Origin of the sequence: Streptococcus sp. zg-86 (assembly GCF_017639855.1) — a bacterium.
GTDB lineage: Bacteria > Bacillota > Bacilli > Lactobacillales > Streptococcaceae > Streptococcus > Streptococcus zhangguiae.
Genome location: NZ_CP072115.1, coordinates 1,655,906 through 1,675,444 on the forward strand (window position 1 = coordinate 1,655,906; position 19,539 = coordinate 1,675,444).

The 19,539-nt window shown below is 40.8% G+C and carries 15 protein-coding genes; 4 read left to right on the forward strand and 11 right to left on the reverse strand.

Annotated elements, in window-relative coordinates:
- The first annotated feature begins 66 nt into the window (after positions 1-66).
- From J5M87_RS07770 to J5M87_RS07780, 3 genes are all read left to right on the forward strand, one after another.
- A complete protein-coding gene (locus J5M87_RS07770; RefSeq protein ID WP_154608330.1) occupies positions 67-1,416 on the forward strand; it encodes a TrkH family potassium uptake protein in 1,350 nt (449 codons plus the stop codon).
- Between the two features lie 451 nt (positions 1,417-1,867).
- Positions 1,868-2,539 carry a potassium channel family protein gene (locus tag J5M87_RS07775; RefSeq protein WP_154608331.1) on the forward strand — a complete coding sequence of 224 codons (672 nt, stop codon included), beginning with the start codon at positions 1,868-1,870 and terminating at the stop codon, positions 2,537-2,539.
- Between the two features lie 213 nt (positions 2,540-2,752).
- Positions 2,753-4,087 carry an MATE family efflux transporter gene (locus J5M87_RS07780; protein WP_154608332.1) on the forward strand — a complete coding sequence of 445 codons (1,335 nt, stop codon included), beginning with the start codon at positions 2,753-2,755 and terminating at the stop codon, positions 4,085-4,087.
- 657 nt (positions 4,088-4,744) lie between these two features.
- Here J5M87_RS07780 and J5M87_RS07785 read toward each other — a convergent pair.
- The 11 genes from J5M87_RS07785 to J5M87_RS07835 form a co-directional block, all read right to left on the reverse strand.
- Entirely contained in the window at positions 4,745-5,002 is a 258-nt protein-coding gene (locus tag J5M87_RS07785) for a DUF896 family protein (RefSeq protein ID WP_067086395.1), read from the reverse strand.
- Between the two features lie 8 nt (positions 5,003-5,010).
- On the reverse strand, positions 5,011-7,050 hold the full coding sequence (gene glyS / locus J5M87_RS07790) for a glycine--tRNA ligase subunit beta (protein WP_154608333.1): 2,040 nt from the start codon (positions 7,048-7,050) through the stop codon (positions 5,011-5,013).
- A gap of 1 nt (position 7,051) precedes the next feature.
- Entirely contained in the window at positions 7,052-7,969 is a 918-nt protein-coding gene (gene glyQ, locus J5M87_RS07795) for a glycine--tRNA ligase subunit alpha (RefSeq protein WP_154608334.1), read from the reverse strand.
- Between the two features lie 1,283 nt (positions 7,970-9,252).
- Entirely contained in the window at positions 9,253-9,990 is a 738-nt protein-coding gene (locus tag J5M87_RS07800; protein WP_154608335.1) for a metallophosphoesterase family protein, read from the reverse strand.
- 544 nt (positions 9,991-10,534) lie between these two features.
- Positions 10,535-11,227 carry a methionine ABC transporter permease gene (locus J5M87_RS07805; RefSeq protein ID WP_067091361.1) on the reverse strand — a complete coding sequence of 231 codons (693 nt, stop codon included), beginning with the start codon at positions 11,225-11,227 and terminating at the stop codon, positions 10,535-10,537.
- A 10-nt stretch (positions 11,228-11,237) separates the two neighbouring features.
- Positions 11,238-12,302, reverse strand: a complete 1,065-nt coding sequence (locus J5M87_RS07810) for a methionine ABC transporter ATP-binding protein (protein WP_154608337.1) — start codon at positions 12,300-12,302, stop codon at positions 11,238-11,240.
- A complete protein-coding gene (locus J5M87_RS07815; protein WP_154608338.1) occupies positions 12,295-13,662 on the reverse strand; it encodes a M20/M25/M40 family metallo-hydrolase in 1,368 nt (455 codons plus the stop codon). The genes J5M87_RS07810 and J5M87_RS07815 overlap by 8 nt, the downstream gene beginning before the upstream one ends.
- Positions 13,663-13,860: 198 nt before the next feature.
- Positions 13,861-14,715 (reverse strand): MetQ/NlpA family ABC transporter substrate-binding protein, encoded by an 855-nt coding sequence (locus J5M87_RS07820; protein WP_154608339.1) that lies wholly within the window; start codon positions 14,713-14,715, stop codon positions 13,861-13,863.
- A 721-nt stretch (positions 14,716-15,436) separates the two neighbouring features.
- On the reverse strand, positions 15,437-15,784 hold the full coding sequence (locus J5M87_RS07825; RefSeq protein WP_154608340.1) for a hypothetical protein: 348 nt from the start codon (positions 15,782-15,784) through the stop codon (positions 15,437-15,439).
- A gap of 12 nt (positions 15,785-15,796) precedes the next feature.
- Positions 15,797-16,090, reverse strand: a complete 294-nt coding sequence (locus tag J5M87_RS07830; RefSeq protein ID WP_154608341.1) for a hypothetical protein — start codon at positions 16,088-16,090, stop codon at positions 15,797-15,799.
- A 189-nt stretch (positions 16,091-16,279) separates the two neighbouring features.
- A complete protein-coding gene (locus J5M87_RS07835) occupies positions 16,280-16,969 on the reverse strand; it encodes a gamma-glutamyl-gamma-aminobutyrate hydrolase family protein (RefSeq protein ID WP_154608342.1) in 690 nt (229 codons plus the stop codon).
- Between the two features lie 305 nt (positions 16,970-17,274).
- On the opposite strand from J5M87_RS07835, the gene metE reads away from it, so the two are divergent.
- Complete coding sequence (gene metE, locus J5M87_RS07840; protein ID WP_154608343.1) at positions 17,275-19,527, forward strand: 5-methyltetrahydropteroyltriglutamate--homocysteine S-methyltransferase; 2,253 nt, start codon at positions 17,275-17,277, stop codon at positions 19,525-19,527.
- Positions 19,528-19,539: the final 12 nt, after the last annotated feature.

Sequence of the window (19,539 nt, forward strand, 5' to 3'; positions counted from 1 at the left end):
AACCTTTATTCAATTCACTATAATTTGTGCTACAATAGCCTCACATTCTACTATCGAGAGGGAAATATGTCTTCTTTTAGTTTAAAATTCACACCGAGCCAACGGATCGTCCTCAGTTTTGCAGGCGTTATTCTGATTGGCTCGCTCCTCTTATCCTTACCCATTTCACAACTGGTTAGCTCAGAAGCTAGATACTGGGATCATCTTTTTACAACTATTTCCATGGTCTGTGTGACAGGATTGTTTACCGTTCCTGTTGCAGAAACCTACAATACTTTTGGGCAACTCATTTGTATGCTCTTAATTCAAATCGGTGGGCTGAGCTTGATTAGTTTCATCGGACTGTTTGCTCTAAGAGGTGGACGGAAACTGAGCTTCATCAATATGGCTACGCTACAAGAGAGTTTTAATGTGACCGAAACCAAGCATTTCCGTAGTTTTATCAAGTCTGTCTTTGGTTTCACCTTTGCCATCGAAACGATAGGAGCTCTTATACTCTCCTTTCAGTTCGTACCTGAATTTGGCTGGCAACGTGGGCTTTTTTCAGCTTTCTTTGTAGCCATTTCTGCCTTTTGTAATGCTGGATTTGATAACTTTGGTGCGACTAGCCTTGTGAATTATGCGACTAGTCCACTGATTAACCTAACTATCGCTTCTCTAATTATCATGGGAGGCCTCGGTTTTTCGGTCTGGTTTGATATGCAGACAAAAATTCAAAAACGCTTGAGCTTTCGTAAATTCAGTTTCCATACCAAGGTTGTCCTAACCATGACGACTGCCATTCTGCTGCTTGGTACCCTACTGACCCTGCTGACAGAATATCGAAATCCTGATACAATTGGCTCCTTATCCTTGCCACAAAAGATCTTGGTTAGCTTTTTCCAGACTGTTACCATGCGGACAGCTGGCTTTGCTTCGATTGACTACACCAAGGCCAATCCTGTCACCTTGCTACTCTATACCTTTCAAATGATGCTGGGCGGAGCGCCTGGTGGAACAGCTGGAGGTATCAAAATTACAGCCTTTTTGACCTTAATCCTCTACGCTAGAAGTGAGATTATCGGCTTACCACATACGAATTTTAAGGCACGAACCATTGATAATGAAACCATCCGCAAGGCTTTTGCAACCTTTATTGTTTTCATTATGGTCTTTCTAGTTGGGCTCTTTGCCATTAGCATGACAGACCCCCACAAACCCATGCTTTTATTGATTTTCGAGGTCATGTCAGCCCTAGCAACGGTTGGAGTAACGGCTAATCTAACTCCACAACTATCGCAACTTGGACAACTGGTAATCATGGCGCTCATGTTCTTTGGCCGAATTGGACCGATGTCAATTTTAATCAGTCTTTCTTCTCGGAAATTATCGAAGGAAGAAACCATACAATACGCTAAATCATCTATGATTGTGTAACGGCATTTGGGCTAAAAGCTCTCGTGTCTTGTTAATTGAATTTGAACTAAAAACTCGGAAAAAGAGACGTAGGTGTTCAAACTTTAGTCGGTTACAGCTTGTGCCTCCCCTTTAGGGATAGATTGCCGTAGCTGCTACGAGCTTACTCGTTCTACAGATACGGATGCCCTAGGGGTATACTTTGCTCTCGACGTCCTTTGTATCCTGTTTTTAACTGAACTCGGGCTAAAAGCTCGGAAAAAAGATAAATACTCCTATAAGCTTATGCTTCTTCGTCGTATTTCCTATTTTTCTTTCGCTTTTTTAACGCCCTCGTATCTTACGTAATTGAACTCGGGCTAAAAGCTCGGAAAAAAGATAAATGCTCCTAGAAGCTTGTGCTTCTTCGTCGTATTTCCTATTTTTCTTTCGCTTTTTTAACGCCCTCGTATCTTGCTTTAAGGAGATTATTATGAAAACGCAAACGATTGGCATTTTAGGTCTTGGTGTATTTGGTACCACCATTGCTAAAACCTTACACCATTACGATTGTAATATTATTGCTGTAGACAACCATGCAGATCGTATCAATCAACTTGAAATGATCTTAACCAAAGGAATTGTGGGAGATATTACAGATAAGGATTTATTACGCGCAGCAGGGATTGACCGATGCGATACGGTTGTGGTCGCTACTGGTCGCAACTTAGAATCAAGCGTCCTTGCCGTTCTCCATTGTAAAGCTCTCAATGTCCCAAAAGTCGTTGCTAAGGTAAAAAGCAAGACAGCAAAGGAAGTGTTACTAAAAATCGGAGCAGACCGAGTCATTTCTCCAGAAAGAGAAACTGGTGTATCCCTAGCTAAGCATCTTCTTCACCGTGATACAACTGATTTGATTGAATTAGACGGGGATGTGACCATTATTGAATTTCATGCTCCTAAAAAATGGATTGGCAAAAGTTTAGCCCAACTCCAGCTACGCCAGCATTACAATCTCAATATTATTGGCTACCGCGATGCACAAACCAATAAATTAAATGTGCAATTTTCACCAGACTATACCTTTAACGAGCACGAATTGATTATGGCTGTAACCGATAACCATACGGTTGATCACTTTGAGGAATACACAAATAAACTATAGGTTGCAGGCAATAAAATCGATCACTTTCACTCAAGTATTTAAGTAAGTTGATGCAGCTACCACAGTCCCGTAAACCGTCGCTACCCGAATTTAGACGAGGATTGTCGGATTTTTACACATTGACAAACCTAGAAATACCGGAGTGGGGAAAAGCGATTGCTAGAAAATCATGATCAAGTCTCACGCTCTTCTACTCTTTACAAAGGAATTTTTATGCAGGATTTAACCCAAGGCAAACCAATTCGCGTGATTTTACGCTTTACTGTGCCACTGTTAATTGGCAGTTTTTTTCAATTAGCCTATAATTTTGCAGATAGTATTATTGTAGGGCATACCCTAGGAAAGGTCGCTTTTGCCAGTGTCGGAGCTACTGGGAGCATTGTCTTTCTCATTCTTGGCTTTGCACAAGGCTTAACCAGCGGACTGACCATTGTCACTGCTCAACGGTTTGGAGCAAGCGATTTTGACGGAGTTAAAAAAAGTTTTGTCCATGGACTCTTTTATTCTCTTTGGGTTAGTCTTGTTTTGACCATTTTAGCCCTCACCTTTCTACGTCCTCTGCTCATTTTCATGCAAACTCCTGAGGAATTACTTCCCCATTCGCAGCAGTTTTTAACAGCCATCTTTGGTGGGACGATTTTCTCTGTGCTGTTTAACTATCTATCTAATCTCATCCGCAGTCTCGGTGATTCAACTACACCGCTAATTGCTCTTATTATCGCCTGTTTCATCAATATTGCCCTTGACTTTCTCTTTATTTTAAATGTCGGATTGGGAGTATTCGGAGCAGGTCTAGCAACGATTACAGCTCAAGCCTTTTCTGTCCTTTATCTTGCCATTTATATTTATAAAAAAATTCCTTATTTCCATATCACGAAAGCAGACATTCGATTAGACCGAAAAAATCTAATCAAACATGCTCAATTAGGATTTCCCATGGCTTTTCAAGCTAGCATTATCGCTATTGGCGCCATTACCTTACAGGTCATGCTCAATCAATTAGGCACCAATGCTATAGCAGCTCAAGCCATTGCTAGTAAGACTGACCAACTCGCCATGCTCCCAATGATTAATCTTGGCTTGGCAGTCTCAACCTTTACTGCTCAAAATTATGGCGCCAAGCTGTACTCGCGAATTTTAGAGGGCCTAAAAAAAGCTGTTTTGATTGATATTGCATGGGCTATTGTCTTTGCCATTTTATTAGTGACAGCAAATCAATTTTTCTCACGGCTGTTTCTAGCAGACGGCAATCAAGAAGTCTATTCTCTCGCACTAGCCTACTATATTATTAATGGCTCTTGCTACTGGATTTTGTCGATTCTCTTTGTCTTACGGAGTTTCATCCAAGGACTTGGAAGAGGCTTTGTCCCAACTCTAGCAGGTATCATGGAATTAGTCATGCGGGCTGGAGTTGCTATTGTCGGACTGATCTATTTCGGCTTTTATGGTGTTGCTGCAGCCAATCCTGCTGCTTGGATCGGAAGCGTTCTGGTCTTGGTTCCAAGTAGTATTATGTTGACAAGAAAACTAAGAAAAGGGCAAATCTAAGGACCTGCATTCATAAGTGAAGTAATTCTAATCAGGAGCTCATTTTACGATAATCAAGGCGGTTTTTTTGAAGGAATACTGACTGTATTTCGAAAAAAGCAACGATGAGTAGTGAAAAATAAGTCCTGAATAGTGTTGCTGAGCTGTGAATACAGGTTCTAATCGTTCTATCCTACAAAAATCAGTATTTTATAGTGGGTTGAGAAAGGAATAGGACAAAGCCAGGAGCTGTAGATAGAACTGGTGTTCATCAAAGCAACTTACCGATGTCCTAATACTCGTCAAAAATCAAAGTCTGACGTCGTTAACTCACCTTGCTTCAACAGTCCAGCGGACTGTTGAAGGTTGGAAATAGGGATTATGACATAATCCTCTGCTAACATTAGTCCGATGGTTCAGTGGAGACGAGCTGCGCTTGCTCTATTTCCAGCCTTCTACAATTCTCAATTGCAAGGGGCGAGCTATGCTCGCTCTATTTCCAGCCTTCCACAATTCTCAATTGCAAGGGGCGAGCTGTGCTCGTTCTATTTCCAGCCTTCCACAATTCTCAATTGTGGAAGCTAGTCAGATTTTGATTTTTATAGAGTATAACCTTTATTCAATTCACTATATCGCAAAACAAAACCAGCTAGATTCTTGCTAGCTGGTTTTCGTCTGTTATGAATGAGGGTCATCTAGGCTTCTGCCATGCAGTCCTTTTTCGCGTTGGACTTGTTTGAGTTTCTCTGGAGTTATATCGTTGCCCGCTTCATCGACAATTTTGATCCCTTCGACATGAGCCCGAACACTACGGCGATAGCCTTCGATATACTCTTCTCGGAGGGCTGCTTGTTCTTTTAATTCCTCTTCTGTCAAGCCTGTTTCTTTTTTCTTTCTGGCCAATTCATTGATGCGATCAATTTTTGCTTGTTCCATTTTTTCTCCTACTTGGTATTGATTTGGTTAAATTGCGCAACTTTCTGTGCTTTTTGAGTTAGGGTTGCAAGCAAGGCCAAGCGATTATTTTTCACAGCTTCATCATCTACCATAACCATGGTATTGTCAAAGAAAGCGTCAATCAGAGGCTGAAGTCCAAAGAATTGTTGGATATTTTCTGCTAAATCTTGGGTGAAGGTAAGTCCTACCACTGCATCTGCTAGGGCTGTTTCTGCTTCATTTTCAAAGAGACTGCTATCTACTGCAACATCTGCCGCTGCTTTTTCTGCCAAATTAAAGACACGAGAAAGACTTTCAACGCCTGATTTGAAAGTAGCTGTTTTCGTCTGTTCTGCCAAGATACGAGCTGTTTCAACCATATCGCTGACCACAAAGTTTGTGCTATTTAAGACTGCTGTCACAATATCTTTCGGAACGCTCTTATCGATCATTTTCTCTACACGAGCACGGAAGAATTCAAGAACCTCTGCCTGATGTTCATAAGCAAGGCTATCATGCTCTAGGGCATAAAGTTTTTCAACCAATTCATCGATTGCAATCGTCCAGCCAAAGGCTTCCAAAATCCGCACCACACCTTGGGTTGCACGACGAAGGGCATAGGGGTCGTTTGAACCACTTGGAATAAGACCAACTGAGAAGAAAGACAAGATTGTATCCAGTTTATCAGCAAGCGCTAATACCGCACCGACCTTGGTTTCAGGAAGATTACCTTCTGCACTATTTGGCAAATAATGTTCCCGAATAGCGGTTGCAACTGCTGGGGTTTCACCTGCAAGAAGTGCGTATTTCTCCCCCATAATCCCTTGTAATTCGTCAAATTCGCCAACCATACCTGTCAACAGATCAAATTTATAGATAGCAGCTGCACGCGCGAGATCTGTCTTTTCTTCATCAGAAAGTTCTGCTTGATCTGCCAAAAGGTTACTAATGGCAGCTGTACGTGCCATGTGTTCATATAATGAGCCAATTTTTTCATGGAAGGTCACGGCTTTTAAGCGTTCCACAAGGTCTACAATCTGTAACTTCTGGTCTTCACGCCAGAAGAATTCACCATCTTCCAAACGTGCCACCAAAACTTTCTCATTTCCCTTAATGACATTGGCCAGAAATTCCGCATTCCCGTTACGGACAGAGATAAAGTTCGGCAAGAGTTTACCGTCCTTGTCTCGGACAACAAAGTAGCGTTGGTGATTTTTCATAGAAGTTACCAAAACTTCTTCTGGAACATCCAGATACTTAGCATCAAAAGCACCCATAAAAGCAGTTGGGTATTCGACCAAGTTCAAGACTTCGTTCAGTAACTCTTGATCAATTTCAACGACTACGTTTTGTGCCGTTTCAATCGCCTTGATTTGCTCTACAATCATTCTCTCACGCTCTGCGCTGTCTGTAATCACAAATTCCTTACGCAAGTCGTCTTCATAACTATCTGCTGTTGCAATTTCCGTTTCCTGTCCGAGAAAGCGATGACCACGGCTCACACGACCTGAAGTAATATCAAGGAAATCCATCTCAAGTGCTTCATCATCCAAGAGAACTGTCAAGGTATGGACGGGACGGATGTATTCAAATTTATTTGAAGCCCAGTGCATGCTGACTGGGAAAGTCATCGAAGCAAGAAGATCTGGAATGCCTGCTAAAACTTCCTTAGCTGTCTTTCCTGTCTCATGCTTGGTCACATAGACATACTCTTCCCCCTTGATTTCACGGAAGGTAATATCAGCTGTTGTCAACCCTTTACCACGAACGAATCCTTCTGCAGCCTTGGTAAAATGACCATCAGCATCCAAGGCAATCTTCTTACTTGGCCCTTTAAAATCCTCTGTCAAATCTTCCTGCTGGTCTGCCAAATCACGCACACGCACTGCTAAACGACGAGGTGTCGAAAACATCTGGATTTCTTCAAAAGCCAAACGATTATCTGTTAAAAATTGCGCCATTTTGTTCTTCAATTGAACCATAGCAGGCATTACAATATAAGCTGGAATCTCTTCTAAACCAAGTTCTACCAGTAAATTTTTCGTCATCTTATTCTGCCTCCTCTGCTAATAATTGGGCTCTTGTTGCCTCATCCAAAAGTGGATAACCAAGACGTTTTCTTTCTGCTACAAAGGTCTTTGCAACCACACGCGCCAAATTTCTAATACGTGCAATGTATCCGGCTCGCTCTGTTACTGAAACTGCACCGCGGGCATCCAGTAGGTTAAAAGTATGCGAACATTTCAACACATAGTCAAAGGCCGGGTGAACCAAATGCTCATCCAAACAACGTTTTGCTTCGATTTCAAATTTCTCAAAGTTGCTGAGCAATAAATCTTGGTCACTGATTTCAAAGCTGTATTTTGAATGCTCATATTCTGGCTGAAGGAAGATCTCACCGTATTTCACTCCGTCTGCCCACTCAATGTCATATACTGAATCAACTTCTTGGATATAAGAAGCCAAACGTTCCAAACCGTAGGTTACCTCAGCTGTAACTGGACCTGTCGCTAGACCTCCAACCTGCTGGAAATAGGTAAATTGTGTGATTTCCATCCCATCAAGCCAAACTTCCCATCCTAAACCAGCTGAACCAGTTGAAGGATTTTCCCAGTTATCCTCTACAAAGCGAATATCATGTTCCAACGGATTGATACCAAGGCGTTCTAGTGATTCCAAATACAATTCTTGAATATTGCTTGGACTCGGTTTCATGACCACTTGGAACTGATGGTGCTGGTAGAGACGATTTGGATTTTCTCCATAACGGCCGTCTGCTGGACGACGACTTGGTTCTACATAGGCTGCATTCCAAGGCTCAGGACCGATTGCACGTAAGAAGGTATAGGGACTCATTGTTCCTGCTCCTTTTTCTGTGTCATAGGCCTGCATCAGCATACAGCCCTGCTCATTCCAAAACTGTTGCAAGGTCAAAATAATTTCTTGAAAAGTTAATTTTTTAGACATTGGTTTCTCTCTTTCTTAATACTTATCATTTGCGACGTTTTTCTTTCAAAAACAACCATCTTTTGAAAGGAAAACAAGTGCATAGCCTAGGCAATTCGCCATAGCGATTGCCGTTAGTTGCTCAAACCTTTAGATTTGTTAGCAAGTGTGGCTAGGTAAAAGGTTAATTTTTTAGACATTGGTTTCTCTCTTTCTATTTGATAATGGACGATACGATTTGAAGAAATGTAGAATGGATAGACTTATTTTTCCCTACCTGTAAAACATATATGGTGGATTGAGAACTGAACACGGACTAAGAGCCGTGTAAAAAAGAGACGCAGATGTTCCAACTTCAGTTGGTTACAGCTGAGGCTCCCTTTAGGGATAAATCTTGTTGGTTGCAAGCCAACCTGCTTCGATTTCCTATTTTGTCTAGGAGTTGATTAACGCCCTTGTATCTTATGAAACTGAACTCGGGCTAAGCTCTGTGTGAAAAAGATAAGTCTTCCTAGAGTCTACTGGCTCTTCGTCTGACTTCCTATTTTCACTTTGTGCTTTATACGCCCTCGTATCTTATGAAGGAATAGGACAAGGCAAGGAGCTGCAGATAGAACTGGCATTCATCAATACTCTATAAAAATCAAAATCTGACTAGCTTCCACAATTGAGAATTGTGGAAGGCTGGAAATAGAACGAGCACAGCTCGCCCCTTTGAACCACTAGTTCGGACTAATGGTAGCTGAGGATTATTGCATAATCCTTATTTCCAACCTTCAACAGTCCACAGGACTGTTGAAGCAAGGTGAGTTAACGACGTCAGATTTTGATTTTTGACGAGTAAAAGCGCCTTAACGATGTCCTAACCTTTATTCAATTCACTATAGTACAGCAAAAAACGCGCCAACACTCCTATGTTTCCATAGGGGCGTTGAAACGCGGTTCCACCCTAATTTATTACTTCATTTTGTTCTTAAAACTAGCGAGAAAGCGCCAATCACTCTTACTTCCGTTCGGCTTTCACTATCCCAAACTCGCTATAGGTTGTATCAAGAGACCCTCTTTCTTACATGTTAGTATAACAGAAAATTCCTCCGCTGTCTATAAAAAATTCATGCGGCTTTTGAACCTAGATTTTACACTACTCTCTTTTTGTATTCCTATTCGTCATTCCTCTCATTTATTTCATAATCTCAATAGCAAGCAACAAGAAGAACTTCGATTGATTTTAAGTTCATGTGTCAACAGGAAACAAAGAAGCTTACGCTCCAAGTATTACCTTAGCAATGCCTTTCATAATTTTTTTATCTAGGATTTTCATGGCATATTTCCCCATTTTTATGAGCAATGAATGCCTGTTCAAAGGGCCGTTGAGAATTTAAACTCTGATGAATATCTTGCCAGATTTCTTTCAGTGCATTTTGTTTATCTTTAGCATAATCATAGAGCGCCTGATTTTGCTCGAGCATCACTGGCATTAACTCTTCTAATCGTCTTGGTCGATAGCCCATATAGGGCATCATACAACCTACATTAAGCATTTTATGACAACGAATACTGTCCTCATGATTCAAAAAGTGGTAAAGACGTGCCACTAGCGTATAGTCTTCTTCATGGCTATTATGGACATGCCCATAAAAATAAATCGTATTCCCTTGATAATGATCCTTAATAAAAGGGCTAGGATAATGATGAAGAATGATATTGTAGTCTTTTCCCTTATAGCGGTCTGTAATCTCTCGATAATCACTAATTGATTCAAAATACTTACTCAGGAAAGAATGTGCTAGAATCGTTCCGTCATGATTTCCCACAATTAACTGTTTCTTTCCTCTTAACTTCGGTAAGATTTTCTTGAGAGGAGCCAGTTTTCTACCCCCTACATCTCCCAGAATATATACTGTATCTGTTGGACTAACTGTTCGATTCCAAGATTGAATCATTCGCTCATTCATTTCTTCTATACTCTGAAAGGGACGGCAATCATATCTTAGACATTTCTCATCTGAAAAATGAGTATCTGCTATATAAAAGTTTGTCATTTATCTTCTCCTTATAGGACAGACACTAAAATATAGTGTTAAACTAATCATATCATGTTTGCACTACTCAGTAAATCCCTCCCCACTTAACACATAAGCTTCCTTAAAATTGGGACACACATCCCCCTATAAAATTCACCATCTAATTAAACAACGCGAGCAACAGTAAAACGTATAGCCTGCATAACTTGATGTTTTTACAAGTAGCAATACGTTTCGGGTCAAAAGTAGAAAGAATAGGAAGCTGTCATTGTTCATTTTTAGAATCGGGTATCAACAGGTAATTAGATATCTTTGGAACTTTATAGTGGATTGAGAAAGGAATAGGACAAGGCAAGGAGTTACAGATAGAACTAGCGTTAATTGAGGATTACTCCATAATCCCTATTTCCAACCTTCAACAGTCCACTGGACTATTGAAGCAAAGCGACTGAACGATGTCCTAACCTTTATTCAATTCACTATAAAAGCGAACATCATCTCCATCAACTACTTGTTTTTACTAACCTTGATAAGAAAAACTGGACTTAAGTCCAGCTTCATTCTATTTATGACTAATTTTTCGAGTAATCAAGTCACCCACAAACTGGATAACAAAGATAAAAATCAGAATAAGAAGTGTCGCAAGGAAAGTAACATCATCATTTGAGCGTAAATAGCCATATGAAAGAGCCACTTGTCCCAAACCACCTGCTCCAATTGCACCAGCCATCGCTGTATAGCCCACAAGGGAAATCAAGGTTAGAGTTGTCACACGGATTAAGTCTGGTAATCCTTCACGGAAATAAACCATAATCAAATCACCAAAGGTTGCACCAGAGGCCTGTGCTGCTTCAATAACCCCTCCATCTAGCTCAGACAAAACAACTTGAACTTGACGAGCAAAGAAAGGATAGACCGATAGAGACAATGGCACTAAGGCAGCATTCATTCCGATAGAGGTTCCCACAATAGCCCTGGTTAATGGCGAAATAGCTGAGAGCAAAATGATAAAGGGAATTCCACGTAAAATAGAAGCAACCTTATCCAAAATCCAAAAGGCGACACGATTTTCTGCAATCCCACGAGGACCTGTTAAGACGAGGAACAAGCCTGAAATCAAACCCATTGCCCCACCGATTCCAAAGGAAACAAAGGTCATATAAAAGGTACTATAAATCGCTGTTCCCCACCCCGTCTGACCACCCCAACCCATTTTATAAATATGGGGAAAATTGGCCTGAATCCATGAAAGCACTTCATTCATCCTAATACTCTCCTTTCAAAATCGTCACCTCTACCTTAGCTGTCGTAACTGCTGTTAAGGCTTCGCGCAACTGTTCTCTATGTCCCGACAAAATCAAGATCATTTCACCAACAGGGGTATGGTCTAAAATTTCAATATTACCGTACAAGATGTTTGCAGACACCTGGTAGGTCTTGTATAAATCGTTGATAATGGCTGTATCCGTTGCAGAACCCGCATACTTGAATTGCACCAAGAGACTATCTTCAGGTAGATGTCGAACGATGTCTTGCTGATAAATTTTAACCAAGGCTTCATCAATTCCTGTTGCTGTTTTGATAAAGTCTTGTGTCAACGGCTCTTTTGGATGGGTGAAAATCTCCAAAACAGACCCCTCTTCGATTAGGCGACCGTCCTGCATGACAGCTACACGGTTACAAATATCCTTGACAATCTGCATTTCATGCGTAATCATGACAATGGTCAAGCCCAATTTTTCATTGAGTTCTTGCAACAAGGCCAAAATCTGCTTGGTTGTTTTTGGGTCAAGGGCAGATGTCGATTCATCTGAAATCAAAATCTTCGGATCATTTGCAAGAGCACGAGCAATGGCTACACGTTGCTTTTGACCACCGGATAATTGCGCTGGATAATTCTCTGCACGATCTGCCAAGCCAACCAAGTCCAATAGTTTAGCAACTTTGGCCTTCTTTTCTTCCTTAGACAAACCAGAATGTTTTAAGGCAAAGGCAACATTTTCAGCAGCCGTCATCTGAGCCATGAGATTGAAATGTTGAAAAATCATTCCAATTTCACGACGTTTGGTCCGCAATTGAGCTGAATTTAAGGTCACTTTATTCCCTTCAAAAATCACATCATCATTGATACAAATGCGACCAGCTGTTGGAACCTGCAAAAGATTAATCACCCGCACCAAGGTTGACTTTCCAGCACCAGAATAGCCAACAATCCCATAAATATCTCCTTGCTCAATATGAATCGTCACATCTTTTACCGCTTCAATTGTGCGTTTTTTTTGATGAAAGGTCACATCAATATTATCTAGTGTAATAATCTCCTTACTCATAACTTGCAATTAACTCCTCTACTAACTCAATATGGCTATAATAATCTGCAAGGCTAACATTTTCATCACCTGCATGATCGCGACTATTGGCATTTCCGATTCCAAAGCCTGCAATTGGTACACCTAAGGCATGAAAGACTGTATGCATTGGTCCAGTACCTGGTGAAGTTGGCAAAACAGCTACTCCTTCTGGTGTCAAGCGTTTTGCAAGCTCAATCACGTTCAAAATAGACGGAGCTGACATATCGCTACGGTAACTCATTTCTCCCAACGTAAAGGTCACTTCAACCTGTTCAAAACCATGACTAACTAAGTGCTTGCGAATCTTATCCAAGACATCCTGCGGTTCTAAACCTGGTACGAGGCGAACTTCCATTTTAGCACTAGCCTCAGCAGGGATAATCGTTTTTACTCCTTGCCCTAAATAACCTGTTGAAAATCCTTCAATCGTAATAGACGGCTCGAAAAAGAGACGTTTCAAAAATGCTGCTCTCTCGGTTTCTAAAGTTGGTAAGGTCAATCCATAAATCTCTGTCGCTGACTCGCTACTTGCTAGAGCAAATTCTTCAACCAAAGCCAGCTCGCGTTCATTTGGTTCTTCTACCTGTTCATAAATCCCTTCAACCAAAATACGACCATCACAATCTCGCATAGATTGCAGAGCTGCCATAAGGTACCAGCTAGCTGAATCAATCACACCACCGTAAGAGGAATGAATGTCTCGCTCTGCACTCTTAACTGCCACATCAAAGGTCACAATTCCCTTATTTCCACCAGCAATTTCCAGTTGACCTAAGATATTTCGAGCGCCCTGTTCCCAGACTAACAAATCAGCTCCAACCAAGTGAGATCGGTGTTTTTCCAAATACTTATCCAAATCAACCGAAGCGGATTCTTCCGCACCTTCCATGATAAAGATGATATTGACAGGTAGTGTCTCATGATTAGCTAGGTATTTTTGGACAGCAGATAAGCGAGCTGTAATATGACCCTTATCATCATCTACACCGCGACCATACATGTAACCGTTCCGCACACTAACTTCAAACGGTTGGTCTGTCCAAACCTGATCACCATCTGCTGGAACCGTATCATAGTGATTATAGAAAATCAGTGTTTTCGCATTTGGTACCGAACTGGTAAAGGTTGCCATGACAAAAGGAGCTGCATAACTATCATCCAAAATGACCTCGGCCCCCGCTTCTTCAAAGATTTCTTTCAGATAGGTCGCAACGTCCAACAAGCCAACTTGCTGGGCAAAAATCGATTTCTTTGAAATCAGCACTTTCAGTTTTTCAAAATAAGCTTGTGCAATCGCATCTGCTTCGAATTTTTTGATTTGTTCCTCTTGTCTTGACATCGTTTCTCCTTACTGGATTACTACTTTCCAGCTTCTTTCTATCAATTACTCCCCAAGACAATCCGTTTGAATTGGGAAATTGACTGATGATATTCCTTTTCATTATATCATGATTTTCTCTCGCGATACCCTTTTAAAATCAAGTGATTTTTATTTTAAAATGCCATGGGGAAAATCCACCATAGCATTTTGTATTTTTTACCAAACTGGCTCATCCATACCGTCAGAAGACTCTTCTACGACTTTTTTAACATCATCTGTGTGGTAGGCTTTGATTAATTCTTTAATCGCATCTGCTTTTGATGATTTTTCCCAATCACTCTTCGCTGCAATCAAGTTATACCATTGGTGTGAATTTTCATCTTTTTGCTCTTTGTAAAGGGCATTCTTATAATCAAGTCCCGCTTCACGAACAAAGGTATTATTAACAACTGCTGCTGCGACAGATGGAAGTGAGCTCGCTGTTTGGCTGGCATCCAATTCTGTTACTTTCAACTTTTTAGGGTTTTCCTTGATATTAACTACTGTTGCTAATTCTGTACCAGATACATCTAGTTTAATCAAACCTGCTGCTTGAAGAAGGTAAAGGGCACGACTTTCATTTGTTGGGTCATTTGGTACTGCAATTTCAGAACCATCTGGAATTTCATCAACGGATTTGTATTTGTTTTTTCCGTTTTCTGTACCTGAGTAGAGACGAATTGGAGCAATATAGGTATCAGCAACCGCTACCAAGTCTTGACCATTTTCCTTGTTCCAGTTTTCCAAGAAATTATAGTGTTGGAAAGCATTGATGTCTACCTCATCTTCAGCAACTGCTTTATTTGGTTGTGAATAGTCTGTGAATTGAGTAAACTCTAATTTCACCTTATCACCAAGAAGCTCTTGAACCTTATCCCAACGCGCTTCTTCTGAATCGCTCAAGCTCATCACACCAACACGAAGAACATTGTCATTCTTTGCTTCTTTGGAAGCTCCTGAACCACATGCTGCCAAAGCTGCAACTGAAGCAAAAGCGACTACTGCTAAGCTAGCTAATTTTTTCAATTTCATAATTTTACACTCCTTAAAAATGAACTATACATAGCTTATCACAGGAGCGACTATTTGACCAATATAGAATTTTTATGTGCCACTTAAAAATCTTTTATGGGTATTTTGTAAACTCTATAGTTTTTAACTATAGATCAGCTTGAAGAAAAAGTTTTTTTATTGCCACCATCCTCATGTGCTTTCGGACATTAGCGACTTCCTTCGGGCTAAAATAATCCAGTGGATTATTTTAGCCCGAGCCCAGAAACAAAGGAGCGAGGATAATCGATTTCAACGAAATCACGACTTCTGTCTCACTCCTACTTTTAGCACGGTGGAGGTGGCGGTATTGTGCTCGCTACGCTCGCAAATTTTCTAACCTTGAAACTACAGAAATTTAAATATTGTTGGACTGTTTTTCTGAATTGTGAGGTTTGTCTACATTCTGAGATATGTCAGTTAGCATTGATTACATCGTTAACGCGTCTTACTTCAACAGTCCAATGGACTGTTAAGGTTGGAAATAAGGGTAGTAAAAAAACGTTCGCTAGCCTCTTCTAATAGAATGCTGATTTATCAACGTTTTACAAGCATCAAACTATTAAAGCTATAAAAGAAGCAAGGCTGGACACTTTTGTCTCAGCCTGGTTGAAAATGGAGGGTATACCATAATCCTCAACTAACTCAAGTTTTGGCTGCGACTCCTTGCCTAGTACGCCATTCAACTGCAAGGCTATCTAGCTTAATGAAACAGATTGGATAGCCAGTAGAAGACACCATAACCCCAGAAAAAGAGATAGAAACTCGCAAACCACAGAAGATAGGAAATCGGTTGGGCAAAGATTAAGAAAGCGCTGAAAAATAGGTATTTCTTGCGTTTGAGATAGAGAGAGCAAAGAAGGGCAAGGACACCGATAATCGGAACCAGCCAAACGATTGTAACCGTATGCCAATCTGCGGTAGCGAAAAATGGAGCTCGTACCACTTTAGGGGTAAAGAGCATTAAAACCGGTGCAATCCAGACGAAAAATCCCAGCCCGATAAGATGAGCCGTATGTTTTTTAATAAAAAGAGAATAAGAGTGTGACATAAGAAACCTCCTTTAGACGAAGAAAATAAGAAAAATCTGAAGTGCGATTGAAATTGGAAAAGCTAATAAGAGCATTAGACTCGGTAGCATCCACTTCTTCTCTTTGAAATAAAGAGAAAATGGAAAGCTGAGCGCACCTACTATCGGCAAAATAAACAAGATCACAACATAACCCCAACCAAGATGATTTTGCGTTGTAATGGTCAACTCATCTGGAAGAAAGAAGGGACTAATCCAGAAAAGAAAACCCCAAATGATAAGTAGGGGATAATATTTTTTAATATGAGGTAGAGCAGATTCAAACATAGTACAGCCTCCTTCCATCAAGTTAAGCTAGAAACACGAACCCTCTTTACCTATAGTCTACTCCTAAGGCTAAAAAAAGCCACTAGATATGGGCACTAAAGTGTGACAGCGGATACAAAAAGAAAGTGAGGCCAAGCCCACCTTTCAAGTCTGGACTTCCCTCACTTTTCCCTATTTTCCAATCATCACTTACAACTGATGAACCAGATAGTCAAACAACTGTCGGTTACTGTCACAATCCCTGCATAAAAATTCCGGATGCCACTGGACTGCTAAAATCGGTAATCTCCCACGCCCTTCTACAGCTTCAATAGTCCCATCACGCGGATCACGAGCCGTCACCTTTAACACAGGCGCTAAATCCTTAATGCTTTGATGATGAAAAGAGTTGATTTGGCTCCCCTCAGCAAAGAGTTGACTCACACGGCTGTTTGGTCTTACTTGCAAGTCATGCGATGTTCCCTCTAATTGTGGCTGCCAATGGTGTTTGACGTCTTGCTTCAAACTACCACCTAGCGCAACATTTAACAGTTGCATGCCACGACAAACGGCAAAAATCGGCTTTTCTTGTTTCAGTGCCTCTTTGATTAAGGCCAGTTCAAATTGATCTCGCTCGAGTAAATAATCATCACTATTGACTGACTGCTCTTCACCATAAAATTGTGGACTGACATGCTGTCCTCCTGAGAGAATTAATTTATCAATCATCTGAACATAATCTTTCGCCATTTCAGGTGTCCCAATTGGAATGACAATTGGCAGACCACCCGCAGCTTTCACCCCTTCAGCCAAATCCTTCACAACCGCAACATATGTCAAGCCAGACATCGGTGGCAGTTCCTTTTCATTTCCTGTAATTCCGACAATCACTTTTTTCATCTTCATGCCACCTTTCTATGGATGTATCTGTTATAGTATCATGCGCCATTCCCTCTGTCTAATATAGATGTTTTATCGGCTCTTTAAAATTTTTTATCTTTTGGAATAAACAGCTTCACATTTTATCACTTTTCATACCATCTTATGCGCAATCATTTTTAAAAACTATATCATTTATCCTATTTTACTAATATAACACGAAATGTTATATAGTTTATAACTATATCTATTCCTAATCATTTTCAATTATACAAATGCTCCATTTTCTGTTAGGATAGTGTCAAGAATAAGATTGGAGGCAACCTATGACAACAAGTATTATTGGTTTCCCACGTTTGGGAGAATTTCGTGAATTAAAATTTACAACTGAAAAATATTTCAGGGGAGAAATCGAAGAAGCAGAATTAGTAGAAACAGCAAAGGATCTCCGCAGTAAGCATTGGAATTTGGTGAAGAAAGCAGGTATTTCTGAAATTCCAAGTAATGACTTCTCCCATTATGACAACGTTTTAGACACCGCATTTCTCCTCAATGTCGTGCCAAAAGCCGTACAAGACTTGGACTTAACGGACTTGGAACGTTACTTTGCTCTTGCGCGTGGTTATCAGGGAGAAAAAGGGGATGTCCGTGCACTACCGATGAAAAAATGGTTTAATACGAACTACCACTACATCGTACCAAAATTTGAAAAAGAGACGAAAATAGGACTGGCTAGCCAGAAAATTTTTGAGGAATTTACAGAAGCAAAAGCCCAAGGGTTACTAACACGTCCTGTTCTGATTGGACCATTTACCTTCCTCCAATTAGCAGACTATGAAGAAGGTACGGTAGCTACTGATTATCTGGATGACATTGTCACTACCTATCAAGCAGTTTTTGAAAGATTAGCAGGACTTGGGGCTGAAAAGATTCAACTCGATGAGCCGAGCTTGGTCAAGGATCTATCTTCTGAAGAAAAAAGGCTTTTCCTAACGATTTACAAGCAACTCTTATCGGATAAGAAAGGCTTGGCCATTCTTCTACAAACCTACTTTGGGGATGTGCGTGATGTGTACGCCGACTTAATCTCCTTACCAATTGACGGCTTAGGACTTGACTTTGTTGAAGGGAAAAAGACGCTTGATCTCGTCTCAACAGGATTCCCTTCTGATAAGATACTCTACGCAGGAATTGTTAACGGAAAAAACATCTGGCGCAATGACTACGCAAACAGTCTAGCTATTTTAGAAAAAATCCCTGCTGACAAGGTCTATTTAACGACCTCTTGCTCACTGCTACACGTTCCATTTACAACCGCTAATGAAGAATTGGAAGAAGATATTCTACAACACTTTGCCTTTGCAGTCGAAAAATTAGCGGAGTTACGTGATTTGGATACCATTCTCGCTGGTGGTGGTACAGATAGTTTGGCTGCTAACAAAGCCTTATTTACCAGAGAACGAGTTGGAAAAAATACTGATTTAGCAAATCGTATCGCCAGCTTAACCGATCAAGACTATACTCGTCTGCCAGCCTTTTCAGAGCGTGAAAAATTACAAGCAGAGCGCTTGAACTTGCCAAATTTACCAACGACAACCATTGGTTCTTTCCCACAAACAGCTGAAGTACGTGATACACGCCTCGCTTTCAGAAAGGGAAATATTTCAGCCCAAGCCTACGATGCATTTGTCGCAAAACAGATTGATGATTGGATTCACTGGCAGGAAGAAGTTGACTTTGACGTTTTGGTCCATGGTGAATTTGAACGCAACGATATGGTGGAATACTTTGGACAAAACCTATCTGGCTACCTCTTTAGTAAGAACGGTTGGGTTCAATCTTACGGTATGCGTGGCGTAAAACCCCCGATTATTTGGGGAGATGTCACTCGCTTGCAACCAATTACTGTAAAATGGTCTAGCTATGCGCAAAGCAGGACAAAAAAACCTGTCAAAGGTATGCTAACTGGTCCTGTCACTATTCTTAACTGGTCCTTCCCTCGTGAAGACATTTCCATAAAAGAATCTACCCTACAGATTGCACTGGCTATAAAAGAAGAAGTCTTGGATCTGGAAGCAGCGGGTATCAAGATTATCCAGATTGATGAGGCAGCACTACGTGAAAAATTGCCACTGCGTAGAAGCGACTGGTACGAGGATTACCTCGATTGGGCTATTCCAGCCTTCCGATTGGTGCATTCAACTGTCGCACCAGATACACAAATTCACACCCACATGTGCTACAGTGAATTTACTGATATTATTCCTGCTATTGATAATATGGATGCAGATGTCATTTCATTTGAAGCAAGTCGATCAAATCTCGTGATTTTGGACGAATTAAAAGCACAGAATTTCCAAACACAGGTTGGTCCTGGAGTCTATGATATCCATTCACCACGCGTGCCAGCTGAAGGGGAAATTGACCAGACCATTCAAGCTATTCTAACAAAAGTTCCAAGTCGCAAAGTTTGGATCAATCCCGACTGTGGATTAAAAACGCGTGGTATCAAAGAAACGCGTGAAAGTCTCGTTCGGCTTGTAGAAGCTGCTAAATCTGCTCGTACAACACTCAAATGAGGAAAAGCCATT